Annotated in this window: 15 protein-coding genes; 10 read left to right on the top strand and 5 right to left on the bottom strand. The window is 33.8% G+C overall.

Features of this window, described 5'->3' with window-relative positions; genetic code table 11:
* Window positions 1-28: 28 nt before the first annotated feature.
* Both VB798_RS20900 and VB798_RS20895 read right to left on the bottom strand, forming a co-directional pair.
* On the bottom strand, window positions 29-2,002 hold the full coding sequence (locus tag VB798_RS20900) for a thioredoxin domain-containing protein (protein ID WP_323689181.1): 1,974 nt from the start codon (window positions 2,000-2,002) through the stop codon (window positions 29-31).
* Window positions 2,002-3,621, bottom strand: a complete 1,620-nt coding sequence (locus tag VB798_RS20895; protein ID WP_323689180.1) for a T9SS type A sorting domain-containing protein — start codon at window positions 3,619-3,621, stop codon at window positions 2,002-2,004. Before VB798_RS20895 ends, VB798_RS20900 begins: the two co-directional genes overlap by 1 nt.
* Window positions 3,622-3,735: 114 nt before the next feature.
* Between VB798_RS20895 and VB798_RS20890 the strand changes: the two genes are divergently transcribed.
* The 6 genes from VB798_RS20890 (at window position 3,736) to VB798_RS20865 (ending at window position 12,169) form a co-directional block, all read left to right on the top strand.
* The gene (locus VB798_RS20890) at window positions 3,736-4,176 is read left to right on the top strand and encodes a hypothetical protein (RefSeq protein WP_323689179.1); all 441 of its coding nucleotides are present in this window, start codon (window positions 3,736-3,738) and stop codon (window positions 4,174-4,176) included.
* 157 nt (window positions 4,177-4,333) lie between these two features.
* Window positions 4,334-5,908 carry an NAD(P)/FAD-dependent oxidoreductase gene (locus tag VB798_RS20885; RefSeq protein WP_323689178.1) on the top strand — a complete coding sequence of 525 codons (1,575 nt, stop codon included), beginning with the start codon at window positions 4,334-4,336 and terminating at the stop codon, window positions 5,906-5,908.
* 89 nt (window positions 5,909-5,997) lie between these two features.
* Window positions 5,998-6,633, top strand: a complete 636-nt coding sequence (locus tag VB798_RS20880; RefSeq protein WP_323689177.1) for an NUDIX hydrolase — start codon at window positions 5,998-6,000, stop codon at window positions 6,631-6,633.
* An 84-nt stretch (window positions 6,634-6,717) separates the two neighbouring features.
* On the top strand, window positions 6,718-8,445 hold the full coding sequence (locus VB798_RS20875; RefSeq protein WP_323689176.1) for a glycosyltransferase family protein: 1,728 nt from the start codon (window positions 6,718-6,720) through the stop codon (window positions 8,443-8,445).
* Window positions 8,446-8,637: 192 nt separating this feature from the next.
* Complete coding sequence (locus VB798_RS20870; RefSeq protein WP_323689175.1) at window positions 8,638-11,304, top strand: DNA gyrase/topoisomerase IV subunit A; 2,667 nt, start codon at window positions 8,638-8,640, stop codon at window positions 11,302-11,304.
* A 214-nt stretch (window positions 11,305-11,518) separates the two neighbouring features.
* Window positions 11,519-12,169, top strand: a complete 651-nt coding sequence (locus VB798_RS20865; RefSeq protein ID WP_323689174.1) for a SanA/YdcF family protein — start codon at window positions 11,519-11,521, stop codon at window positions 12,167-12,169.
* Here the strand turns inward: VB798_RS20865 and VB798_RS20860 are convergent.
* From VB798_RS20860 to VB798_RS20850, 3 genes are all read right to left on the bottom strand, one after another.
* Entirely contained in the window at window positions 12,148-12,912 is a 765-nt protein-coding gene (locus VB798_RS20860) for an ABC transporter ATP-binding protein (RefSeq protein WP_323689173.1), read from the bottom strand. The genes VB798_RS20865 and VB798_RS20860 overlap by 22 nt on opposite strands.
* Before the next feature lie 86 nt (window positions 12,913-12,998).
* Window positions 12,999-14,642 carry a hypothetical protein gene (locus tag VB798_RS20855; protein WP_323689172.1) on the bottom strand — a complete coding sequence of 548 codons (1,644 nt, stop codon included), beginning with the start codon at window positions 14,640-14,642 and terminating at the stop codon, window positions 12,999-13,001.
* Window positions 14,643-14,805: 163 nt separating this feature from the next.
* On the bottom strand, window positions 14,806-15,432 hold the full coding sequence (locus VB798_RS20850) for an ABC transporter ATP-binding protein (protein ID WP_323689171.1): 627 nt from the start codon (window positions 15,430-15,432) through the stop codon (window positions 14,806-14,808).
* Window positions 15,433-15,573: 141 nt separating this feature from the next.
* Between VB798_RS20850 and VB798_RS20845 the strand changes: the two genes are divergently transcribed.
* The 4 genes from VB798_RS20845 to truB all read left to right on the top strand — a co-directional run bounded on the left by VB798_RS20845 (window position 15,574) and on the right by truB (window position 18,874).
* Window positions 15,574-17,067: a xylulokinase gene (locus VB798_RS20845; protein WP_323689170.1), complete on the top strand. Its 1,494-nt coding sequence runs from the start codon at window positions 15,574-15,576 to the stop codon at window positions 17,065-17,067.
* A gap of 133 nt (window positions 17,068-17,200) precedes the next feature.
* The gene (locus VB798_RS24385; protein ID WP_407654180.1) at window positions 17,201-17,335 is read left to right on the top strand and encodes a T9SS type A sorting domain-containing protein; all 135 of its coding nucleotides are present in this window, start codon (window positions 17,201-17,203) and stop codon (window positions 17,333-17,335) included.
* Window positions 17,336-17,369: 34 nt separating this feature from the next.
* Window positions 17,370-18,158, top strand: coding sequence for an undecaprenyl-diphosphate phosphatase (locus VB798_RS20840; RefSeq protein WP_323689169.1), 789 nt, complete (start codon window positions 17,370-17,372; stop codon window positions 18,156-18,158).
* 2 nt (window positions 18,159-18,160) lie between these two features.
* Window positions 18,161-18,874, top strand: a complete 714-nt coding sequence (truB, locus tag VB798_RS20835) for a tRNA pseudouridine(55) synthase TruB (protein WP_323689168.1) — start codon at window positions 18,161-18,163, stop codon at window positions 18,872-18,874.
* Window positions 18,875-18,965: the final 91 nt, after the last annotated feature.

Here is an 18,965-nt window from a genome sequence, read left to right as displayed (position 1 = left end):
GAACTCAGCACTCAAAACTCTTAACTCATCACTTATCTATCTGCTCCCAAGCCTCTTCCACTGTTTTTACTGGCAATTGACAAGTTTTGTCGTAACAAACGAAAACCAAGGTTTCGCCTTCTTTGGCACTTCTATTTTCTAATAATGGTAATTTACTGATAGTTGCAGTTCCAGAGAGTACTTTGTTAGGGAAAAACTGTTGGTCGAATTGCTTTCTGAAAGTCAAAAATTCTTTCCCAACAATGGCAATTTCTGGTGTTTTCGAAACCATTTGTGTTGCCAAACAAGCCCAATTGGTTAGATAATCAACATTTTTCAATAATAGATTTTTCATTTTTGAAAGCATCAATTTTGATAAACTCAAGAAATCTTCTCTTTCTAAAATCAAACCTAAAGTATAGAGATTTCTCGCCATAATTGAGTTGGAACTTGGCACCACATTATCAAAAATTTCTTTTTTACGAGCTATCAATTCCTCCGCATTTTTATCAGTAAAGAAAAATAATTCGTCTTCTTCATCCCAGAAATTTTGAAAAGCATATAATGTTAGCTTTTCGGAATAATGTAGCCAAGTTTCATCAAAAGTAGCTTGATATAAATTCAAATAAGCGTCAATTAAAGTAGCATAATCTTCTAAAAATCCTTGAATTTTAGTTTCTCCATTTTTATAACTGTGCATCAATTGCTCGCCTGCGAAAAACTTATCTTTGATAAAATGTGCATTCTGAACAGCTAAAGTCAAGAAGTTTTCATCGTCGAATACTCTGTAAGCATCCACTAAACCTTTCAACATCAAAGCATTCCAAGAACAAAGTATTTTATCATCTAATCCTGGACGAATTCGTGTATTCCTAATCGTATTCAATTTGGCAATTTGTCCTTTAAATCTTTCATTCAAAGTTGGCTCGTATTTCCATAAAATATTTACGCCATGTTCCCAGTTTCCTTGTTCTGTTACTTGATAGTTTTCACAAAATGCTTCGGCTTCGTCACCTAAAATAGCTTCAATTTCGTCTTTCGTCCAAACATAATACTTCCCTTCTACTCCTTCCGAATCCGCATCCAAAGCTGAGTAAAATCCACCTTCTTCGCTGGTCATTTCTCGTTTTAGCCAATCAATCGTTTCATAGACTACTTCTTTATACAAGGCTTCGCCTGTTAAAGAATAGGCTTCGGAGTACAGACTTACTAATTGTCCGTTATCGTACATCATTTTTTCAAAATGTGGACAAAACCATTCTCCATCCACTGAATAACGAGCAAAACCTCCGCCCAATTGGTCATAAATTCCACCAATTGCCATACGATTTAGCGTCAATTTCACATGATTCAGTACTTTTTCATCTTTTGTTTCATGAACATATCTCAATAAAAAAGCCCAAATAGAAGGCATTGGGAATTTTGGACTTCTTTCAAAACCACCCCAAACATCATCAAAAGTACTGGCTAATTTTGAAGCTATTATTTTTAAATCTTCTTTAGTGAAAATCTGACTTTCAGGCTCTAATCCATATTTTACAGAATCTTTAAAAAGCATATTTTGTGTAAAACCTTCTGCCGATTTCTGCAATTCTGCTTGACTATTTGTAAAACCAGTATTAACAGCTTGGAGTAATTTCAACCAATTGGCTTTGGGGAAATATGTTCCGCCGTAAAAAGGTTTTCCGTCTGGCATTAAAAAAACATTCAAAGGCCAACCGCCATGCACGCCCATCGCCTGAACGGCATCCATATAAACAGCATCTACGTCTGGTCGTTCTTCTCTATCTACTTTGATATTGACAAAATAGCGATTCATTAACTCTGCTACTTCCTCTTTTTCAAAACATTCATGTTCCATCACATGGCACCAGTGACAAGCCGAATAACCAATACTTACCAAAATGGGTTTGTTTTCAGCTTTGGCTTTGTCTAATGCTTCTTTTCCCCACGGAAACCAATCCACAGGATTTTGAGCGTGTTGTAATAAATATGGCGATGTTTCTTTGGCTAATCTGTTCATTAATAGATAGTAATTTTTTTAACAACACTTTTCTCTCCCTCTACATATTTCAAAATATAATTGCCCGAAGATAAATTCAAATCGAATTCCATTTTTGCAGAAATATAACTTGAGGCAGGATTATAATCTTTTGAATACACTTCTCTTCCCAAGAAATCATATATTTTAAAACTTCCCCTTAAAAATCCTTCTCCAAAATATTCAAAAGTAAATTTCCCTGTTGTCGGATTTGGATAAAGTGCATAACTATTTTGCAAATCTGGCAATGTGAACTTGCACAGAAAAGTCTCTTTCCCTTTTAAAGTAATTTTCTGAGACCAATTTCCATAATTAACTGTCAGTTCAGTGGTTGCACCATCTTGAGCAAATTCATTGATGGCAGCAATTAGAATTTCATTACCTTTTACAACGCCTCTCCAAATAGCATCTTGATCTTTAAAATGGTCATAAGCAGTTTTAGGAATCACTAAACGATAATTTCCTGTGAAAAAATCTTTAAATTCAGAAAGTCTGTATAGACCATAAATATAAGATTCGTAAATAGAGTAATTCACATTGTCGGGAGTGTATGGTCCTTCCCAAAGCCAAAGTCCTTTAGCACCTGAAAAAAAAGGAAAAATCCCCTGAGCCTCCGCTAAGTATTTTTTGATATTAACGTTGAAACCATAAGTAGAACTTTCCTGACATTTATTATAAGTAAGCCACTGGAACAACATTACATCTTTGTTACTCCTAGCCACATTTGCTTCAACTTGAAACAATTGATAAGCAATATTAGGATATGGCAAAGAACCATACTCATAGCAAAAATAAGCTGATGGTGCTAAAAAAGTATTTTGTTGATAGAATTTACCCCCTGTTAGGTTCGTAATCGTATCTTTCATGTAATAATTCAAAACCTTATCACTTGTCAGCCATTCTTGCCAAGTATAATTGAGTGGAAATTCCGTATTTTTTATTGGAGCGTCTGAATAAGAAGCAAATTGAGTACTGGTAGGAATACTTTTTTGTTGAAGATAAGTAATCGGTTCAGCATACAATTTTGACAAATCTCTTTTGTAACGTTCTGTAAAGTCAATGTCTGACAAAGAACGATACTGAGAGGGAATAGAAGAATCCGTTTTTAAAGCCCGAATCCCTGCATCTGTAGGAATTTCTCTTTCAATATCCAACATCAAAATATCCAAATTGGGCATTGTTTTTCCTTGTGTATCGTTAAACAAACCTGCCATTCCACGCATATCATCATCCCATTTTGCTTTATATTTGGTTAAATCATTTGCCCAAGGACTTTCAATTTCATACCAAGGCTGGCCTACCAAACTAGCTACTCCTCCCCATAAAACCGCTCTGTTTTCTTTGGGCAAACTTGCATCTGCTTCGGTAAAAGTAGCTAAATGCGTAAATCCATGTTTCAAGGGAAGTCTGTTTGCATCATTGAAACGAGGTCCTGTATAAACTATCTTGAAGGGTAATGAAAATTCAGGAAATTGTCCCCAATTAATTACTCCATTTTGAGTTGATGAAGTATATCGAAAAGCAGGCTGACAGTCGGACTGTGCGAAAGCCAATTGCATTGATAACAATAAGATAAATATAATAATAGAAGCTTTTTTCACGTTTCGTGATTGTATTTTAATAGTGTTTGAAGGATAACTTCTGGCAATTTCGGAAGAAAACCTTTAACTTTGTTAAAGAAAATTCGATTCTTGAGTTTTTAAACTAGCAACAACATGAAACTAAATCATTTCCTCTTATTATGCCTTTTTGCAATTGTCACTTTTGCCTGTTCTGACGATAATGTAAATCCAGTTGATACCAAAGTTACTGTTATACAATCTTCTGAATGGCAAATTGACCGTTTCACAACTACTTCTGGAGACGTGGTAGATCCAACATTATTCGGAGGAAACTCAAAATTAATTGGTGAACTTACTTATGTTTTCGATAAAACATTCACTGTACGTTCTTACGACAAAGTTTCTAAACAAGCACAAGCTTATGGTGCATGGAAATTTGTTGAAAATGACACTAAATTAGACATCAACATTCAAGGTTTTACTGGTATTTTTGAAGTGGTTTCACTGACCAAGCAAAAAATGATTTTAAAAAATAATATCGTTTATGCTGGGGTTTCAGTGCCAATTCACATGGAATTTATTCCTTTTAAATAAGTAAACTTTTATTCATCCCGTAAGTTTTTTTACTTCTTTCTTAGTAAAAAAACTTACGGGTTTTTTATTGACTTTTGTTGAACAATCGACAATTGTCTTTCTAAAAACCTTTTTCCAAAGAAATTATTATTCATTTAAGGATAAAAACCTTACAATCATGAGAAAACATATATCATTAGTTTTAGAGCCAGAAATTGCTTTCGACCAAGAAAACTTCAAAAATCATTTAAGTAAATTACTTCAATTTCCTGCTGATGCAGATGCGATTGTTCGTCCATTGAAGAGGTCAATTGATGCCCGTGGACGACAAGTAAAAGTAAACATCGAAGCAGAAGTATTTTTAGATGAAACACCAACACCAAGAATAGAATTTCAAAAAAACTATCAAAACGTTTCCAAAGCAAAGCAAGCAATTATTGTTGGTGCTGGACCAGCAGGATTATTTGCTGCATTGAGAATGATAGAATTAGGCGTAAAACCAATTCTTTTAGAAAGAGGAAAAGACGTTAGAAGTAGAAGAAGAGATTTAGCAGCCATCAATAAAGAACACATCGTCAACCCTGAATCAAACTACTGTTTTGGTGAAGGTGGCGCAGGAACATATTCTGATGGAAAACTATATACCAGAAGTAAAAAAAGAGGCGATATTAGAAGAGTACTAGAAATTTTTGTAGCCCACGGTGCTACAGAAGAGATTTTAGTAGATGCTCATCCGCATATTGGTACAAACAAATTACCACAATTAGTTGCTGAACTTCGAGAAAGTATTTTAAATGCTGGCGGAGAAGTACATTTTGACACCAAAGTTGTTGATTTTATCATGCAACAAAAGGAAATCAAAGGAGTTGTGTTGGAAGATGGAAGAGAAATTGCTGGAATTGGAGTTGTTTTAGCTACTGGACATTCAGCAAGAGATATTTTTGAGTTATGTCAGAAAAAAGATGTTTTGATTGAATCAAAACCTTATGCTATGGGCGTTAGGATTGAACATCAACAATCTTTAATCGACTCTTTACAATACAACTGCAAAGAACGTGGAAAATACTTGCCAGCGGCTTCTTACAGTTTAGTTGCACAAACTTTTCATAAAGGCGTGCAAAGAGGTGTGTTTTCATTTTGTATGTGTCCGGGTGGATTTATTGTTCCATCGGCTACAGCACCGGGCGAGCTAGTGGTAAATGGCATGTCTCCTTCTCGTCGTGATTCTCGTTTTGCTAATTCAGGAATGGTAGTTGCGATTAATGAAATAGACGTTTTGCCTTATAAAGAATTTGGTGCTTTGGCAGGATTGCAATTACAGAAAGAACTTGAACAAAAAGCTTGTAAAATGGCAGGTGGTGGACAAACTGCACCCGCACAATTGGTAGATGATTTTATCAAACAACGAACTTCAAAAAACTTGATTGATACTTCTTACCAACCCGGACTTGTTTCGATGGATATGTTGGAAGTACTTCCAGATTTTATTGGAAAGCCTTTACAAGATGGCTTACAACAATTTGGTAAAAAGATGAGAAATTATGCATCAAACCAAGCGCAAATTATTGGGATTGAAAGTAGAACGTCCTCTCCTGTTCGTATTCCGAGAGATAAAGAAAACCTAGAACACCTTGAAATAAAAAGATTATTCCCTTGTGGCGAAGGTGCTGGATATGCAGGCGGAATTATGTCGGCAGCGATGGATGGCGAACGTTGTGCAGAAAAATTGGTGGAAAAATATGCTAAAAGTTAATTTGTATGATAAATTAATGTTAATTTACTAATTGAATCATTTTCATAAAAACTTATCAGCCCATTCTTAATCAAACAATACAACAGCTTATGATAGGTTTTGTACCATTTATTGAAAATATAAAAAAACGGCTTCAAGAACCTTTACCGGGAAGAATTGCTCATGAAAAAATGGCATCCGATGCAAGGCTTAAATTGAAAATGCCTTCACCTAGCGAGCGCACCAGAGAAAGTGCTGTGTTGATTTTATTTTATCCACAAAACGACAAAATTTATATTCCCTTAATTTTACGTCCTCAATACGATGGTGTTCATGGCGGACAAATGGCTTTTCCTGGTGGAAGAGCTGAAAAAGAAGATGAGAACCTTGTCAGAACAGCCATGCGTGAAGCTCAAGAAGAAATTGGAGTACGTTTAACCGACGTTAAAATTCTTGGAAAACTTACTAAACTTTTTATTCCTGCTTCCAATTTTTATGTACAACCTGTGATTGGCTTTATGAGTCATAAACCTGAATTCTATCCAGATGCACGTGAAGTTGACAAAGTAGTAGAAGTAACTTTAGACGAGATTTTAAATCCAGAGATTATTGGTAGAAAAGTATTGAATGTACGTGGCGTAGAAGTAGATGCGCCTTTTTACCAAATCCAAGAACATGTAGTTTGGGGGGCTACTGCCATGATGATTGCTGAACTTGTAGCAGTACTTGAGTCGAGTAATAATTAAATTTTACATAAAAATACCTCTTTATCAATCAATCTACACTAATTTAGTAGGCGTATAAGCTACTAAACATTTTAAAGAATAGCGATGAACCTTATTATAAAAAACTCATTTTCGACTGTCGTATCATATTTTGCCATCATACTGGTTATCTGTTTTTTTTATTTCATTTGTTATTCTTATTCATTTAACTTCTTTTTTCAGGACGACTACCATCTACTCAGTTTCGTAAATACTACTCATCATTCACAGTTAAGTTTTGGAGATAAATTAAAAGCACTTTGGAGTTTACATAACGAACATCGAATTGTTTTTCCAAGACTTTTCGTTTTAATAGGAGATTATTTTCAAGGACATATCGACTGGAAAGTATTAAATACCATTGCTACTTTATATTATTTGGGCATTTTTATCATCTTCGCTAAATTTCTACAACAGATGAAATTGGCAATTTGGTATTTAGTTCCAGTTGCTTTTTATATCTTCCAACCAGCTTGTACCGAAAATTACCTTTGGACGATTTCTACGTTACAACAAGTAGGCAATATTTTCTGGGCAATGTTACTCTTTTACAGTATTAATTTTTTCAAAAAAAAATACTTCTGGGTTTCCATTTTACTCGTCATTATTCTTACGTTTACACATGGCAATGGTTTATTCAGTTTTCCAGTTGTTGCCTTAATCTTAATTTTTCAAAAAAGATTTAAAGCATTAGCAATATGGCTATCGTTGATGATTTTCATTGCTGTCATTTACTTCTGGGACTATCAAAACGGACAAAATTCAAATTTGGCTGGTAGTTTAAGTAATCCAGTCAGGTTACTTTTATGCTTTGGGGCATTTTGGGGAAGTTTTATTTCTGTGGCTTCACATAGTTTAGGTACTTTTTACTTGGCAATAGCATTAGGTTTTTTGGTTTTTGTAATATTATCTTTTTTCAATGTAAAAACGATTTACTACAATACGCTTGACTTATTTAAAAAAGACGACAAAAGCTTACCAAACAATTACTTAAACAATGAAAATCTTTTTTTATTAGCATCCTTTTTATTCTTCAGCATCACTGCACTTTTGGTGGCATTAAGTAGGTCTTGGTCTGGGCTAGAATCAAGTTTTGCCAACAGATATTTACATAATTCTTACATTATTTTTGTGTTATTTTACTGTGGTCTATTATGCTACTTACCAAAATTCAGAGTAATGATTGGAAACATTTTTTTAGTGACTGGTCTTTTGTTTAATCTATTCGCTTGGTATCAAAATTTTGATAAAATAATTTTTCAAAAGCATTTAAATCAAAGTGAAGCTTATAATTATCAGCATAACAAAACCACGATTGAAAACGTAGCATCGTTCAATCGAAACATTAGTGTGATACTTGCTCAATCTTTTCAAAATGGGGTAAGCGTTTTTCCTGAAAATTATCTAAATCAACCTATTTCAGTCATCAGTACAGATAATTCTGATGTTGAAGATAAATACAAGGTTGAAATCTCAAAAGACTCTTCTATCTTATTGGATGCAAAAAAAGCAATTTATTTACCTAAAGTACTCTTAAGAAATACGCAATTAGACTATCAAGGACAAGCTTTTGTGCTCTTCAAATCTCCAAAGAATACTTACATTTATCCTGTTTATCATCAAAAATCTGGACGAAGAAAATTCCTACAACTGGAGTCTTATTTTACGGCTGGCTTTTATACTTCAGTACTTTTAGATTCATTTGAAAAAAATACTTATCAAATTGGCATCGTCCAAAAAATAAATAATCGTATCGTCTGCCATTTTACGAAACAAACGATTGTAATTCAATGATTTAGAGCAAGTAACAATCTTTTTATCGTTGATTTCTCAATTCAAATTCGATAAAATATTGTACTCAAAGTGATGTTTTCTTGATGATAATTCATGAATGATACTAGATAGAGATGCTTTTTCTTGGCTTTTTTTGTGTAAATTAGGGTTTTGAAATACCACAAAAAACGTAGAGAAGTAAAATAAGTGTCAATGGAAAACGAAAGTCTGCCTGAAAATTTAGAAGAAAACACAAACAATAATCCTCAAGATGATGCCTTACATCAACAAGTTGCTGTGGCAGGGTTGTATGAAAACTGGTTTTTGGAATATGCTTCTTATGTAATTTTAGAAAGAGCTGTACCTGCAATTGAGGACGGATTAAAACCTGTTCAACGTCGTATTTTACACGCACTAAAAGAAATGGACGATGGCCGTTTCAATAAAGTTGCCAATGTAATCGGACAAACCATGCAATATCACCCTCATGGTGATGCTTCCATCAATGAAGCAATGGTTAATTTAGGTCAGAAAGATTTAGTTTTTGATTGTCAAGGAAACTGGGGAGATTATCGCACTGGCGATGGTGCTGCGGCAGCTCGTTATATTGAGGTAAGACTTTCAAAATTTGCCCTTGATGTAATTTTCAATCCACAAACTACCGACTGGCAACTTTCTTATGACGGTCGTAAACGTGAACCTGTTGCCCTTCCAGTTAAATTTCCTTTATTATTAGCACATGGTGTAGAAGGTATTGCAGTTGGTCTTTCAACTAAAATTATGCCCCATAATTTTGTTGAATTAATTGAGGCTTCAATTGCTGTGCTTAAAAATAAGCCTTTCGAATTATATCCAGATTTTTTAACAGGTGGTTCTATTGATGTTTCAAATTATCAAGATGGGCATCGTGGTGGAAAAATTAGAGTAAGGGCAAAAATCGAAGAATTTGATAAGAAAACACTTGTTATCAAAGACATTCCATTTTCAACAACAACTACGAATTTGATTGAATCTATCATCAAAGCAAATGATGCTGGAAAAATCAAAATCAAGAAAGTAATTGATAATACCGCTAAAGATGTAGAAATACAAGTACAATTAGCACCGGGTGTTTCGCCAGATGTAACTATTGATGCTTTGTATGCTTTTACAGATTGTGAAATTTCAATCTCGCCAAATGCCTGTGTTATTATTGCTGATAAACCTCATTTTGTTGGTGTTTCGGAAGTACTAAAAGTTTGTACACAACAAACGGTAAAACTACTAGAAAGAGAATTAGAGATTCGAAGAGACGAGTTGATGGAGAAATTACTCTTTAGTTCTCTTGAAAAAATCTTTATCGAAAATCGTATCTATCGTGATATTGAAGAATGTGAAACTTTTGAAGACGTAATAAAAACAGTTGACAAAGGTTTAGAACCTTACAAACCTGAATTTTATAGAGAAATCGTTGAAGAAGATATTTTAAGATTATTAGAAATTCGAATCAAGCGTATCTCAAAATATGATGGTTTCAAGGCAGAAGAAGCCATGAAACGCTTGCAAGAAGAGTTGGCAGAAGTATTGGATAATCTTGCAAACATCATCCGTTATTCTATTGATTACTTCAAAAATATTCTAAAGAAACACGGTAAAGGTCGTGAGCGTAAAACTGAAATTAAAAACTTCAATACAATTTCTGCGGCTGTTGTGGCTGCTGCAAACCAGAAACTTTATGTTGACCGTGTGGGCGGTTTTATTGGCTATGGTTTGAAGAAAGAAGAGTATGTAATGGATTGTTCGGATATTGATGATATCATCGTTTTCCGACAAGATGGTCGTTGTGTTGTTACTAAAGTTCAAGAAAAAGTATTTGTTGGAAAAGACATTATTTATGTTTCTGTTTTCAAAAAGAACGATGACAGAAAAGTATATAATTTGGCATATTTTGATGGGAAATCAGGAATTTCTTATGTAAAACGTTTTAAAGTAACAGCCGTAACTCGTGACCGTGAGTATGATTTAACGGCTGGCAATCCGAAATCTAAAGTACTGTACTTTACAGCCAATGAAAACGGTGAAGCTGAAACAATTCAAATTAACCTTACAGCTTCTTGCACGGCTAGAGTAAAACAATTTGAATACGATTTCAAAGAATTACTCATCAAAGGACGAGATTCAATGGGAAATTTATTAACTAAATATCCTATCCGAAAAATCACTTTGAAATCGGCAGGTGTTTCTACTTTAGGGGGTGTTGATATTTATTATGATGAAAATGTTGGTCGCCTCAATCGAGACGAACATGGAAAGTATCTCGGAAATTTTGATGCAAAAGATAACATTTTAGTGATATACAAAGATGGTCAGTATGAGTTGACAAACTTTGAATTGACTAATCGTTATGAGGCTAAAGACATTGTTTCACTAAGTAAATTTATTCCTGATGGAATTATTACGGCACTTTATTTCGATGGTGCTTCAAAACTCTATTATGTAAAACGTTTCAGGATAGAGACAACCACGATTGACAAAAAATTCTTGTTTATTTCGGACGAAAAAGGTTCAAAACTAATTCTAGCGAGTATTGATGTGTATCCACGCATCGAAATGACTTATAAAAAAGACAATCAATCTGGGCTAATTAAAGAAGAAGTTAATCTTGATGAAATAGCAGAAGTAAGAGGTTGGAAAGCGATGGGAAGTAAATTATCTACTTTCAAAGTGCAACAAATTACTCCCTTAGCATCGAAAATTGTAGAAATTCCAGTAATCGAACAGGAAGAATTTTCAAAAGAGAAAGAAGAAGGTAGTCAAATAACTAAACTTATTCCTCCTGAAGAAATTGAATTTCCAGAGTCGGGCGAAGCTACAACCGGTGAACAATTAGGATTATTCTAACATTCATCAAAATACAAGAAGGAACCATTTCAAGGAAAAATACAAAAATTACTGATTATAAATACATAAAAAGATAACAAAAGATATTTTATAAGTGTTTAGCAGATTTTAAGCAAACACTTATTTTTAAATCTGGCAATTACTTAATATATTTATAATCAGTAACTTCCACAATAAATGATTATCAGCACTGAAAAATACCTATGAAATATCATTGAGAGAACCATTAGATTTCACTACATCAGTAAAATGGTTCTTCAAAGGAATCATCGCATTGATTTTCTTTGCGTTGATTGGTATTTTAATGTGTAATATCTGGATTGTCTATTCTACTGATGACCGCAATTATTATAGTCTTGATAAATTACCTTCAAACGATGTTGGCTTAGTATTAGGTACAAGTAAAGCTGTGCTAGGTGGAAAAACGAATTTATTTTACAAATACAGAATGGAGGCGGCAGCTCGTTTGTATAAAGAAGGTAAAGTAAAGTTTTTGATTCTCAGTGGCAATCACGACTCTGTTTTTTACAACGAACCCAATGACATGAAAAAATCTTTGATGCGTTTGGGCGTTCCAGAAAACGTATTAATTCTTGATTATGCTGGCTATCGTACTTATGATTCTATTATTCGTTGTAAAGAAGTATTTAATCAACGAAAATTCACTATCATTTCTCAACCTACGCATAATGCCAGAGCCTTGTTTCTTGCCAATAATTTAGGACTTGATGCTGTAGCATTTGCCGCACAAGATGTGCAATCAGGATACAAAACTTATTTCAGAGAATATCTCGCTCGTCCCAAAGCGATTCTTGATGTATATGTATTTGACAGAGCCAAGTATCAAGAAGCCGAAGAAGAATAATATCTTTCTTCAAACATTTTGATAGGTTCAATGGCACTTTTTACAAAATGTTTAACGTAGTCATCTTCTTTTTCTTGAAAAATCTTTTCAGGAGTATCAATTTTTAATATTTTCCCTTGACGCATAATCGCAATTTTATCTGCAACCAAAAAAGCATCTAATAAATCATGCGTTACCAATACACAAGCAATACTTTCTTTTTTGATAATCTCGACAATTTTTGAGCGCAAATGACTTCGATTGATAGAATCTAAATTACTAAAAGGTTCATCTAACAATAAAGCTTGTGGTTCCTCAGCGATGGCACGAGCAATAGCTGTTCTTTGCTTTTCTCCGCCTGATACTTCTCTTGGTTTTTTATCTTTAATCGCAGTAATCCCACAAAGTTCTAGTAATTCACTTACTCGCTTTTTTCGATATTCATGCGTATATTCGGTAAGAGCAAGGTCAATATTTTCCCAAATTTTATGTTCAGGTTTTAGTCGATAATCTTGCGGAACGAGCTTAATATTAGGAAAATCTCTAATTAATCGGTTAAAAAACAAATCAATAGTTTCTTCATTCAGCCAAAGTTTACCAGTATCAGGCATGATATTGCCTGAAATAATATTTAAAAAAGTTGTTTTCCCAGAACCACTCTCTCCTACTATTGCCAATATTTCTCCTGCCAATACTTCTATGGAAAGGTCATCAACAACTATTTTATTTTCGTATTTTTTGGTGATATTTTCTAATTTAAGCATCTATAATGTTAAATAAATTCGGCTTAAGATTGTTTCAATCCTAAGCCGAAAATGAGATTTATTCAATATTTGATAAAGCTTTAGAATTACTCTTTAATCCTTTCCCAGCCTATTTTTCGGTATTCTTTCAACAAAAGTAAAGCAATTATTAGTAAAATGGGCGTTAAAGTAATTAAACCATAAGAGGTTTTTCCAATAAAGTAATGAACAAAACCTAATATCGGAGCTACCAAAAACAAGAATAGAAACTTCATCCATTGATTCCCTTTAATTTTAGCATTAGCCATTTCCATTGAAAAAGGTAGTGCAAATTCTCCAGTAAAGACATTTAAACTGATAAACAAAAGTGTACTTGCCATGGCAAAAAGAATATCATCAATCATTCCAAAACCAGCTTTTCCAATTAAAATAGCACCGATAATGATAAAAATAGGAAGCCCAACTTTAACTAATATTGATTTCAAAGCTCCCAATAATACTTCTCCAGGATTTGTCAACGGTGCAACACGATAAGCCCAAGATGCTTTCCAGTCGTCAGAAATGTAGATTTGTTGCGAAAAAATCCAAATGAGAAACATGGCATAATACAAAATCATCAACACATTTACGTCTTGTTTTTGGCTTTGTGTAAAGTAATTGTAGATAAAATAAATCAACATACCGAAGATTGGATAAGCCCTTACTTTAAATTTTCGGTCACGAGCTGTGATAATCCAAACTAATTCAAATGCCGATTTCTCCAAGGTGGTTTTTGTAAAAAATCCAGAAAGTACATTCAAAAAAGTACTTTTTTTCGCTGTTTTCACAGCTCTTTTTTCTGTAATCTCTGGCGTTCCCAAACCTGATAAACTTTTGGCAAAAAGTGGCGATAAGTAATTATTGATGATATACAAAGAAGCAAAAGGTACAATTAATACCAAAAGAGTAAAAATAATATAAGGTAATTCAAAGTGTTTGGCTACAAAGGCTTCCATCACGCCAGCAAACCAAGCTGGAGGCACCAGATAATGCCACCATTTTATGACAATTTCTTGTGTTTCTGTGCCAATCAATTTATCTGTTCTTGCTATAAACTGATAGCCAACCGCTATAAAAACTGAAAAAGCAATTTGTGCATAACCAATAATATCTTTTAGTTTTTCTTCAGAAACTACTTTCGTCAACAATAAATACAAAATACTTGTCAGAAAAATAGTAATCAAACAAAGTAAAATCACACAAATGAAGAAGAGAAAACCTGCTTGCCAACCAAATTTAAAAGTTGCAAAAATGATAGAACCTAAAGAGTTGGCTAAGGTTAAAGCACCTAAAAATACAATAATGTGAATTAAGCGAGCCATCCAAATTACTTTTCCTTCAACGGGGCGAGGAAGTAAAATAACATTATCACTTGTATCAAAAAGTACTTCTGCAAAATCTGAAATCATATTGAAAGCCACCATGAACATGATAAAAGAGAAGCTCAACATCATCACTAAATAAACTGGTTGCTTGATGAAAAGTATCATCACCCCATAAATAAAACTAAAAAGTGCTTGGAAGAGTAATGATTTCAAAAATGTATTGCTATGCTCTTTTTTCTGTACTTGATTTCTTTGTAAACCATGAACACGACGGTTCTCCATCATCAATTTTACTTCAACGATGGCTCTTAAAGAATGATAATCTACAGCTAGCCATTTAAAAAGCCATTGAAGTTTATCAAGAAAATAAAGAATAAATTTTGTCATAATTATTGAGAGGATAAAGCTTGAATAAAATCGTCGGCACGGGTTTGATTTTCTTGATTTCCACCTGTCAAACTTCCAAAAACACTTTCAAGCGAAGCCATAGAACCTTGTGTTTTGAGCTCTTCAAAAGTACCATTAGCGACAATTTCTCCATTATTGATGATTAGATACGGTCAGATAATTTTTCAACGACATCCATAATGTGTGAAGAATACAAAATTGTTTTGCCAGCTTCTTTTAGTTTTGCTAGAATTTCTTTTACCAAAATCACTGCATTAGCATCCAAACCAGAAAGTGGCTCATCCAAGAAAATAATTTCAGGATTATGAATCAAACCTGAAATCAATAATACTTTTTGTCGCATTCCTTTTGAAAAAGTACTCATTCTGGTATCAATCACTTCACTCAATCCAAACAAAGAAAGTAGTTCTGTAGCCCTTTTTTCAATCTGAGCATCTTCTAAATGATACAAGCGACCGATGAACAAAAGATATTCCATTGGCGTAAGTACTTCATAAAGCATGGCATTTTCAGGCACATAACCGATATGTTTCTTCACTTCCATCGCATCTTTAGTAACATCATAGCCTAAAATTGACACTTCACCTGAAAAATCGCTCAAAGTGCCAATTAAGATTTTTAAAGTAGTACTTTTACCTGCACCATTTGGACCGATGTAGCCGATAATTTCGCCTCTGTAAATATCAAGATTAATGCCTTTTAAGACTTTTTTTTCACCGTAGTTTTTTTGTAGATTCCGTATTGAAATAACGGGTTTAAGTTCTTCCATTTTTTTGTTTCGGTTTAATTTATGATTTAAAATAAAATATAACTAGAACACTATAGAACATTAACGGTTTTTTCTATATTTTTGCAACAAGGTAGTCAATAAAAATTACCAAATAATCTCAATTACTTACAAACTCTGATTATGTTACTTTTAGGCTTAGATTTAGGTACTTCTTCCATCAAGGCATCTGTAGTAGATGGCTCAACAGGCAAGCTAGTTGCCTCCGCACAATATCCAGATACAGAAAACACCATCTCCTCTCCCTTTGATGGCTGGGCAGAACAAGACCCAGAAATGTGGTGGACTTGTGTGCAAGAAGCAATTCAAAGATGTAATTCATCTGGGAAATACAATCCTAAAGATATTCAAGCGGTCGGAATTGCGTATCAAATGCACGGATTAGTCATTGTAGATAGAAATCTAAGTGTTTTACGTCCTTCAATTATTTGGTGCGATAGCCGTGCCGTTGAAATAGGAAAAAAAGCTTTTGATAAAATTGGGCATGAAAAATGTCTTTCTAATTTACTGAATTCTCCCGGAAATTTCACGGCTTCAAAGTTGGCTTGGGTAAAAGAAAACGAACCTAAAGTTTATGGTTCTATTTATAAGATTATGCTTCCTGGAGATTTTATTGCCATGAAACTTACGGGAGAGATTACTACTTCAAACTCAGCACTTTCAGAAGGTATTTTTTGGGATTTCCAAACGAATGGCGTTTCTGAAGATGTGATGAAATGTTACGGTTTCCCTACTACCATTTTACCTGAAATTCGTCCATTATTTTCAAATCATGGAGAAGTAAAAAGCTCAATTGCAGATGCTTTGGGTTTAAAAGCTGGAATTCCAGTCACTTATAAGTCAGGCGACCAACCCAATAATGCACTTTCACTAAACGTACTGGATCCGGGTGAAGTAGCCGCAACAGCAGGAACTTCAGGTGTGATTTACTCCGTTTCTGATAAAGTAAGCTACGACCCAAAATCAAGAGTAAACACTTTTGCCCATGTAAATCATGAATTGAATGGTCAGAATCGCTTAGGAACACTTTTATGTATTAATGGAACGGGAATTTTAAATCGTTGGGTACGAGATAATGTAGCAAGTGGATTGAGCTATCAAGAAATGAATGCACTTGCTTCAAAAGTAAATGAAGGTGCTGATGGTTTAAGAATTTTACCATTTGGCAACGGGGCAGAAAGAGTCCTTGAAAATAAAGTAATTGGTGCTACTTTCCAACGTTTAAATTTGAATGCTCATGCCAATGCACATATTATTCGTGCAGCACAAGAAGGAATTGCATATTCTTTAAAATACGGAATGGACATCATGGCAGAAAATGGTACTTCTCCATCAGTCATCAGAGCAGGGAAAGCCAATATGTTTTTAAGTGATATATTCTCGCAAACATTGGTAAATGTCACTGGCGTTGCTGTAGAATTATATGATACCGATGGTGCAAAAGGAGCTGCTTTGGGTTCAGGTATTGGGGTAAAATACTTTGCTAATCCAAAAGATGCTTTTGTAAATATGGAAAAAATAGGTGTTGTTGAGCCAGAAACAGAAAAAGCATCAACCTATCAAGACATTTATCAAGATTGGAAAAATATTCTTGATAATCAATTGGCTAATGATTAATTGCTGATTTGGTAAATTATCTAAACGCCTCTTCATTTTCAAAAAAAATGAAGAGGCGTTTTTTCTATTATTTATTTCTGAAAACATTTTCCTCACAAACTTCAACTAAAGCTTTTACTACAAGCTTGCATTCATCTTAGATTTTTTAGGAAATAAAGTATTTGAGCAGACTTTTTCAAATCAAGATTTAATTTCTTTGGATTTATCAGGCTTGAAAAAAGGGCTTTATCTTGTGATAATCAACAATAATCAAGAGATTTACAGTTAGAAATTTATTTTAGAATAAAATATCCCTTAAACCAATGTCAACAATTCAAGCAATTATACTTGCAATTATCGAAGGCTTAACTGAATTCCTCCCAATTTCTTCTACAGGACACATGGTATTAATGAGTTCTTACTTGGGTATAGAAAATGACAAATTCACCAAACTTTTTGAAGTTTGTATTCAACTTGGAGCTATTTTGGCTGTAGTGGTGTTGTACTGGAAAAAGTTTTTTGATTTTTCTAAATGGCAATTTTATGTAAAACTTGCTTTAGCTGTTGTTCCAGCTTTAATTTTCGGCAAACTATTTGACGACCTTATTGACGAACATTTGGGCAATCCAGTTTTTATTGCTACAGTATTGTTAGTTGGAGGTATCATTTTATTGTTCGTAGATAATTGGTTCAAAAATCCAGTAATTACCGAAGAACCAGATATTAATAATGTAACAGCCATTAAAATCGGAGCATACCAATGTTTAGCCATTATGTTTCCGGGTTTAAGTAGAAGTGCCGCAACAATTATTGGTGGTATGCAACAAAAATTAAGTAGAAGTTTGGCAGCAGAATTCTCTTTCTTTTTGGCAGTTCCAACAATGACAGCGGCTACTGGATATAAATTATTGAAATTCATCTCTGATGAAGGAAGTATTACAGGAGATCAAATTAAACTTTTAGCCATCGGAAATGTTGTAGCATTTATCGTTGCTGTTTTAGCCATCAAATTTTTTATCACTATTTTAAACAAATACGGTTTTAAATATTTTGGTATTTATCGTATCATCGTCGGAATCGTCATTTTAGCTTTGACGGTTGGCTCACATTAATAATGAATCAAGAAGAAACTATACAAAAGAATATTAATCAGACCTCTCCAGACCCTGGGGAGGTTTTATTGATTGATAAACCCCTTACTTGGACATCATTTGATGTCGTTAAGAAATTAAAATTTGCTGGTAAATTCAAAAAAATCGGTCATGCTGGTACTCTCGACCCACTGGCAACAGGTCTATTAATTCTTTGCACAGGAAAAATGACCAAACAAATTGATTCTTTCCAAGCACAAGAAAAAGAATACTCTGGCACTTTTGTTTTAGGCAAAACAACGCCATCTATAGATTTAGAAACAGGATTTGACGAAGAATTTCCGACTGAACATATCAACGAAACGATACTTCAAGAAGCTTTAAGTAAATTTCAAGGAAAAATTTTACAGATTCCTCCTATTTACTCTGCCATTCAAGTAAATGGCAAAAGACTTTATGAGTTAGCCAGAAAAGGGAAAACAGATGCCGACATTGAAATCAAATCAAGAGAAGTAGAAATCTCTAAATTTGATATTGATAGCAGTAATTTTCCAGAAATTAGCTTCACAATCGTTTGTTCGAAAGGTACTTATATCAGAAGTTTAGTGCGTGACTTTGGCTTGGCTTGCCAATCAGGCGCTTATTTAAGTTCATTAAGAAGAGAAAAAATCGGTGAATTTGATGTTAAAAATGCACTAACAATTCAAGAGTTTATTGAGCAAAGAAAAGTGGATTAGTAATTTTAAATTTTATTGTAATAAGTAATAATGTAAAGGATAAAACTCTGTTATCGTCCAACTCGTAAAAGATCTTGAACAGAGCTAATAT

The organism is Arcicella lustrica, assembly GCF_034930985.1.
Lineage (GTDB): Bacteria > Bacteroidota > Bacteroidia > Cytophagales > Spirosomataceae > Arcicella > Arcicella lustrica.
The sequence above is the reverse complement of the archived record's forward strand: the minus strand, read 5'-3'. Positions and strand labels throughout refer to the sequence as shown.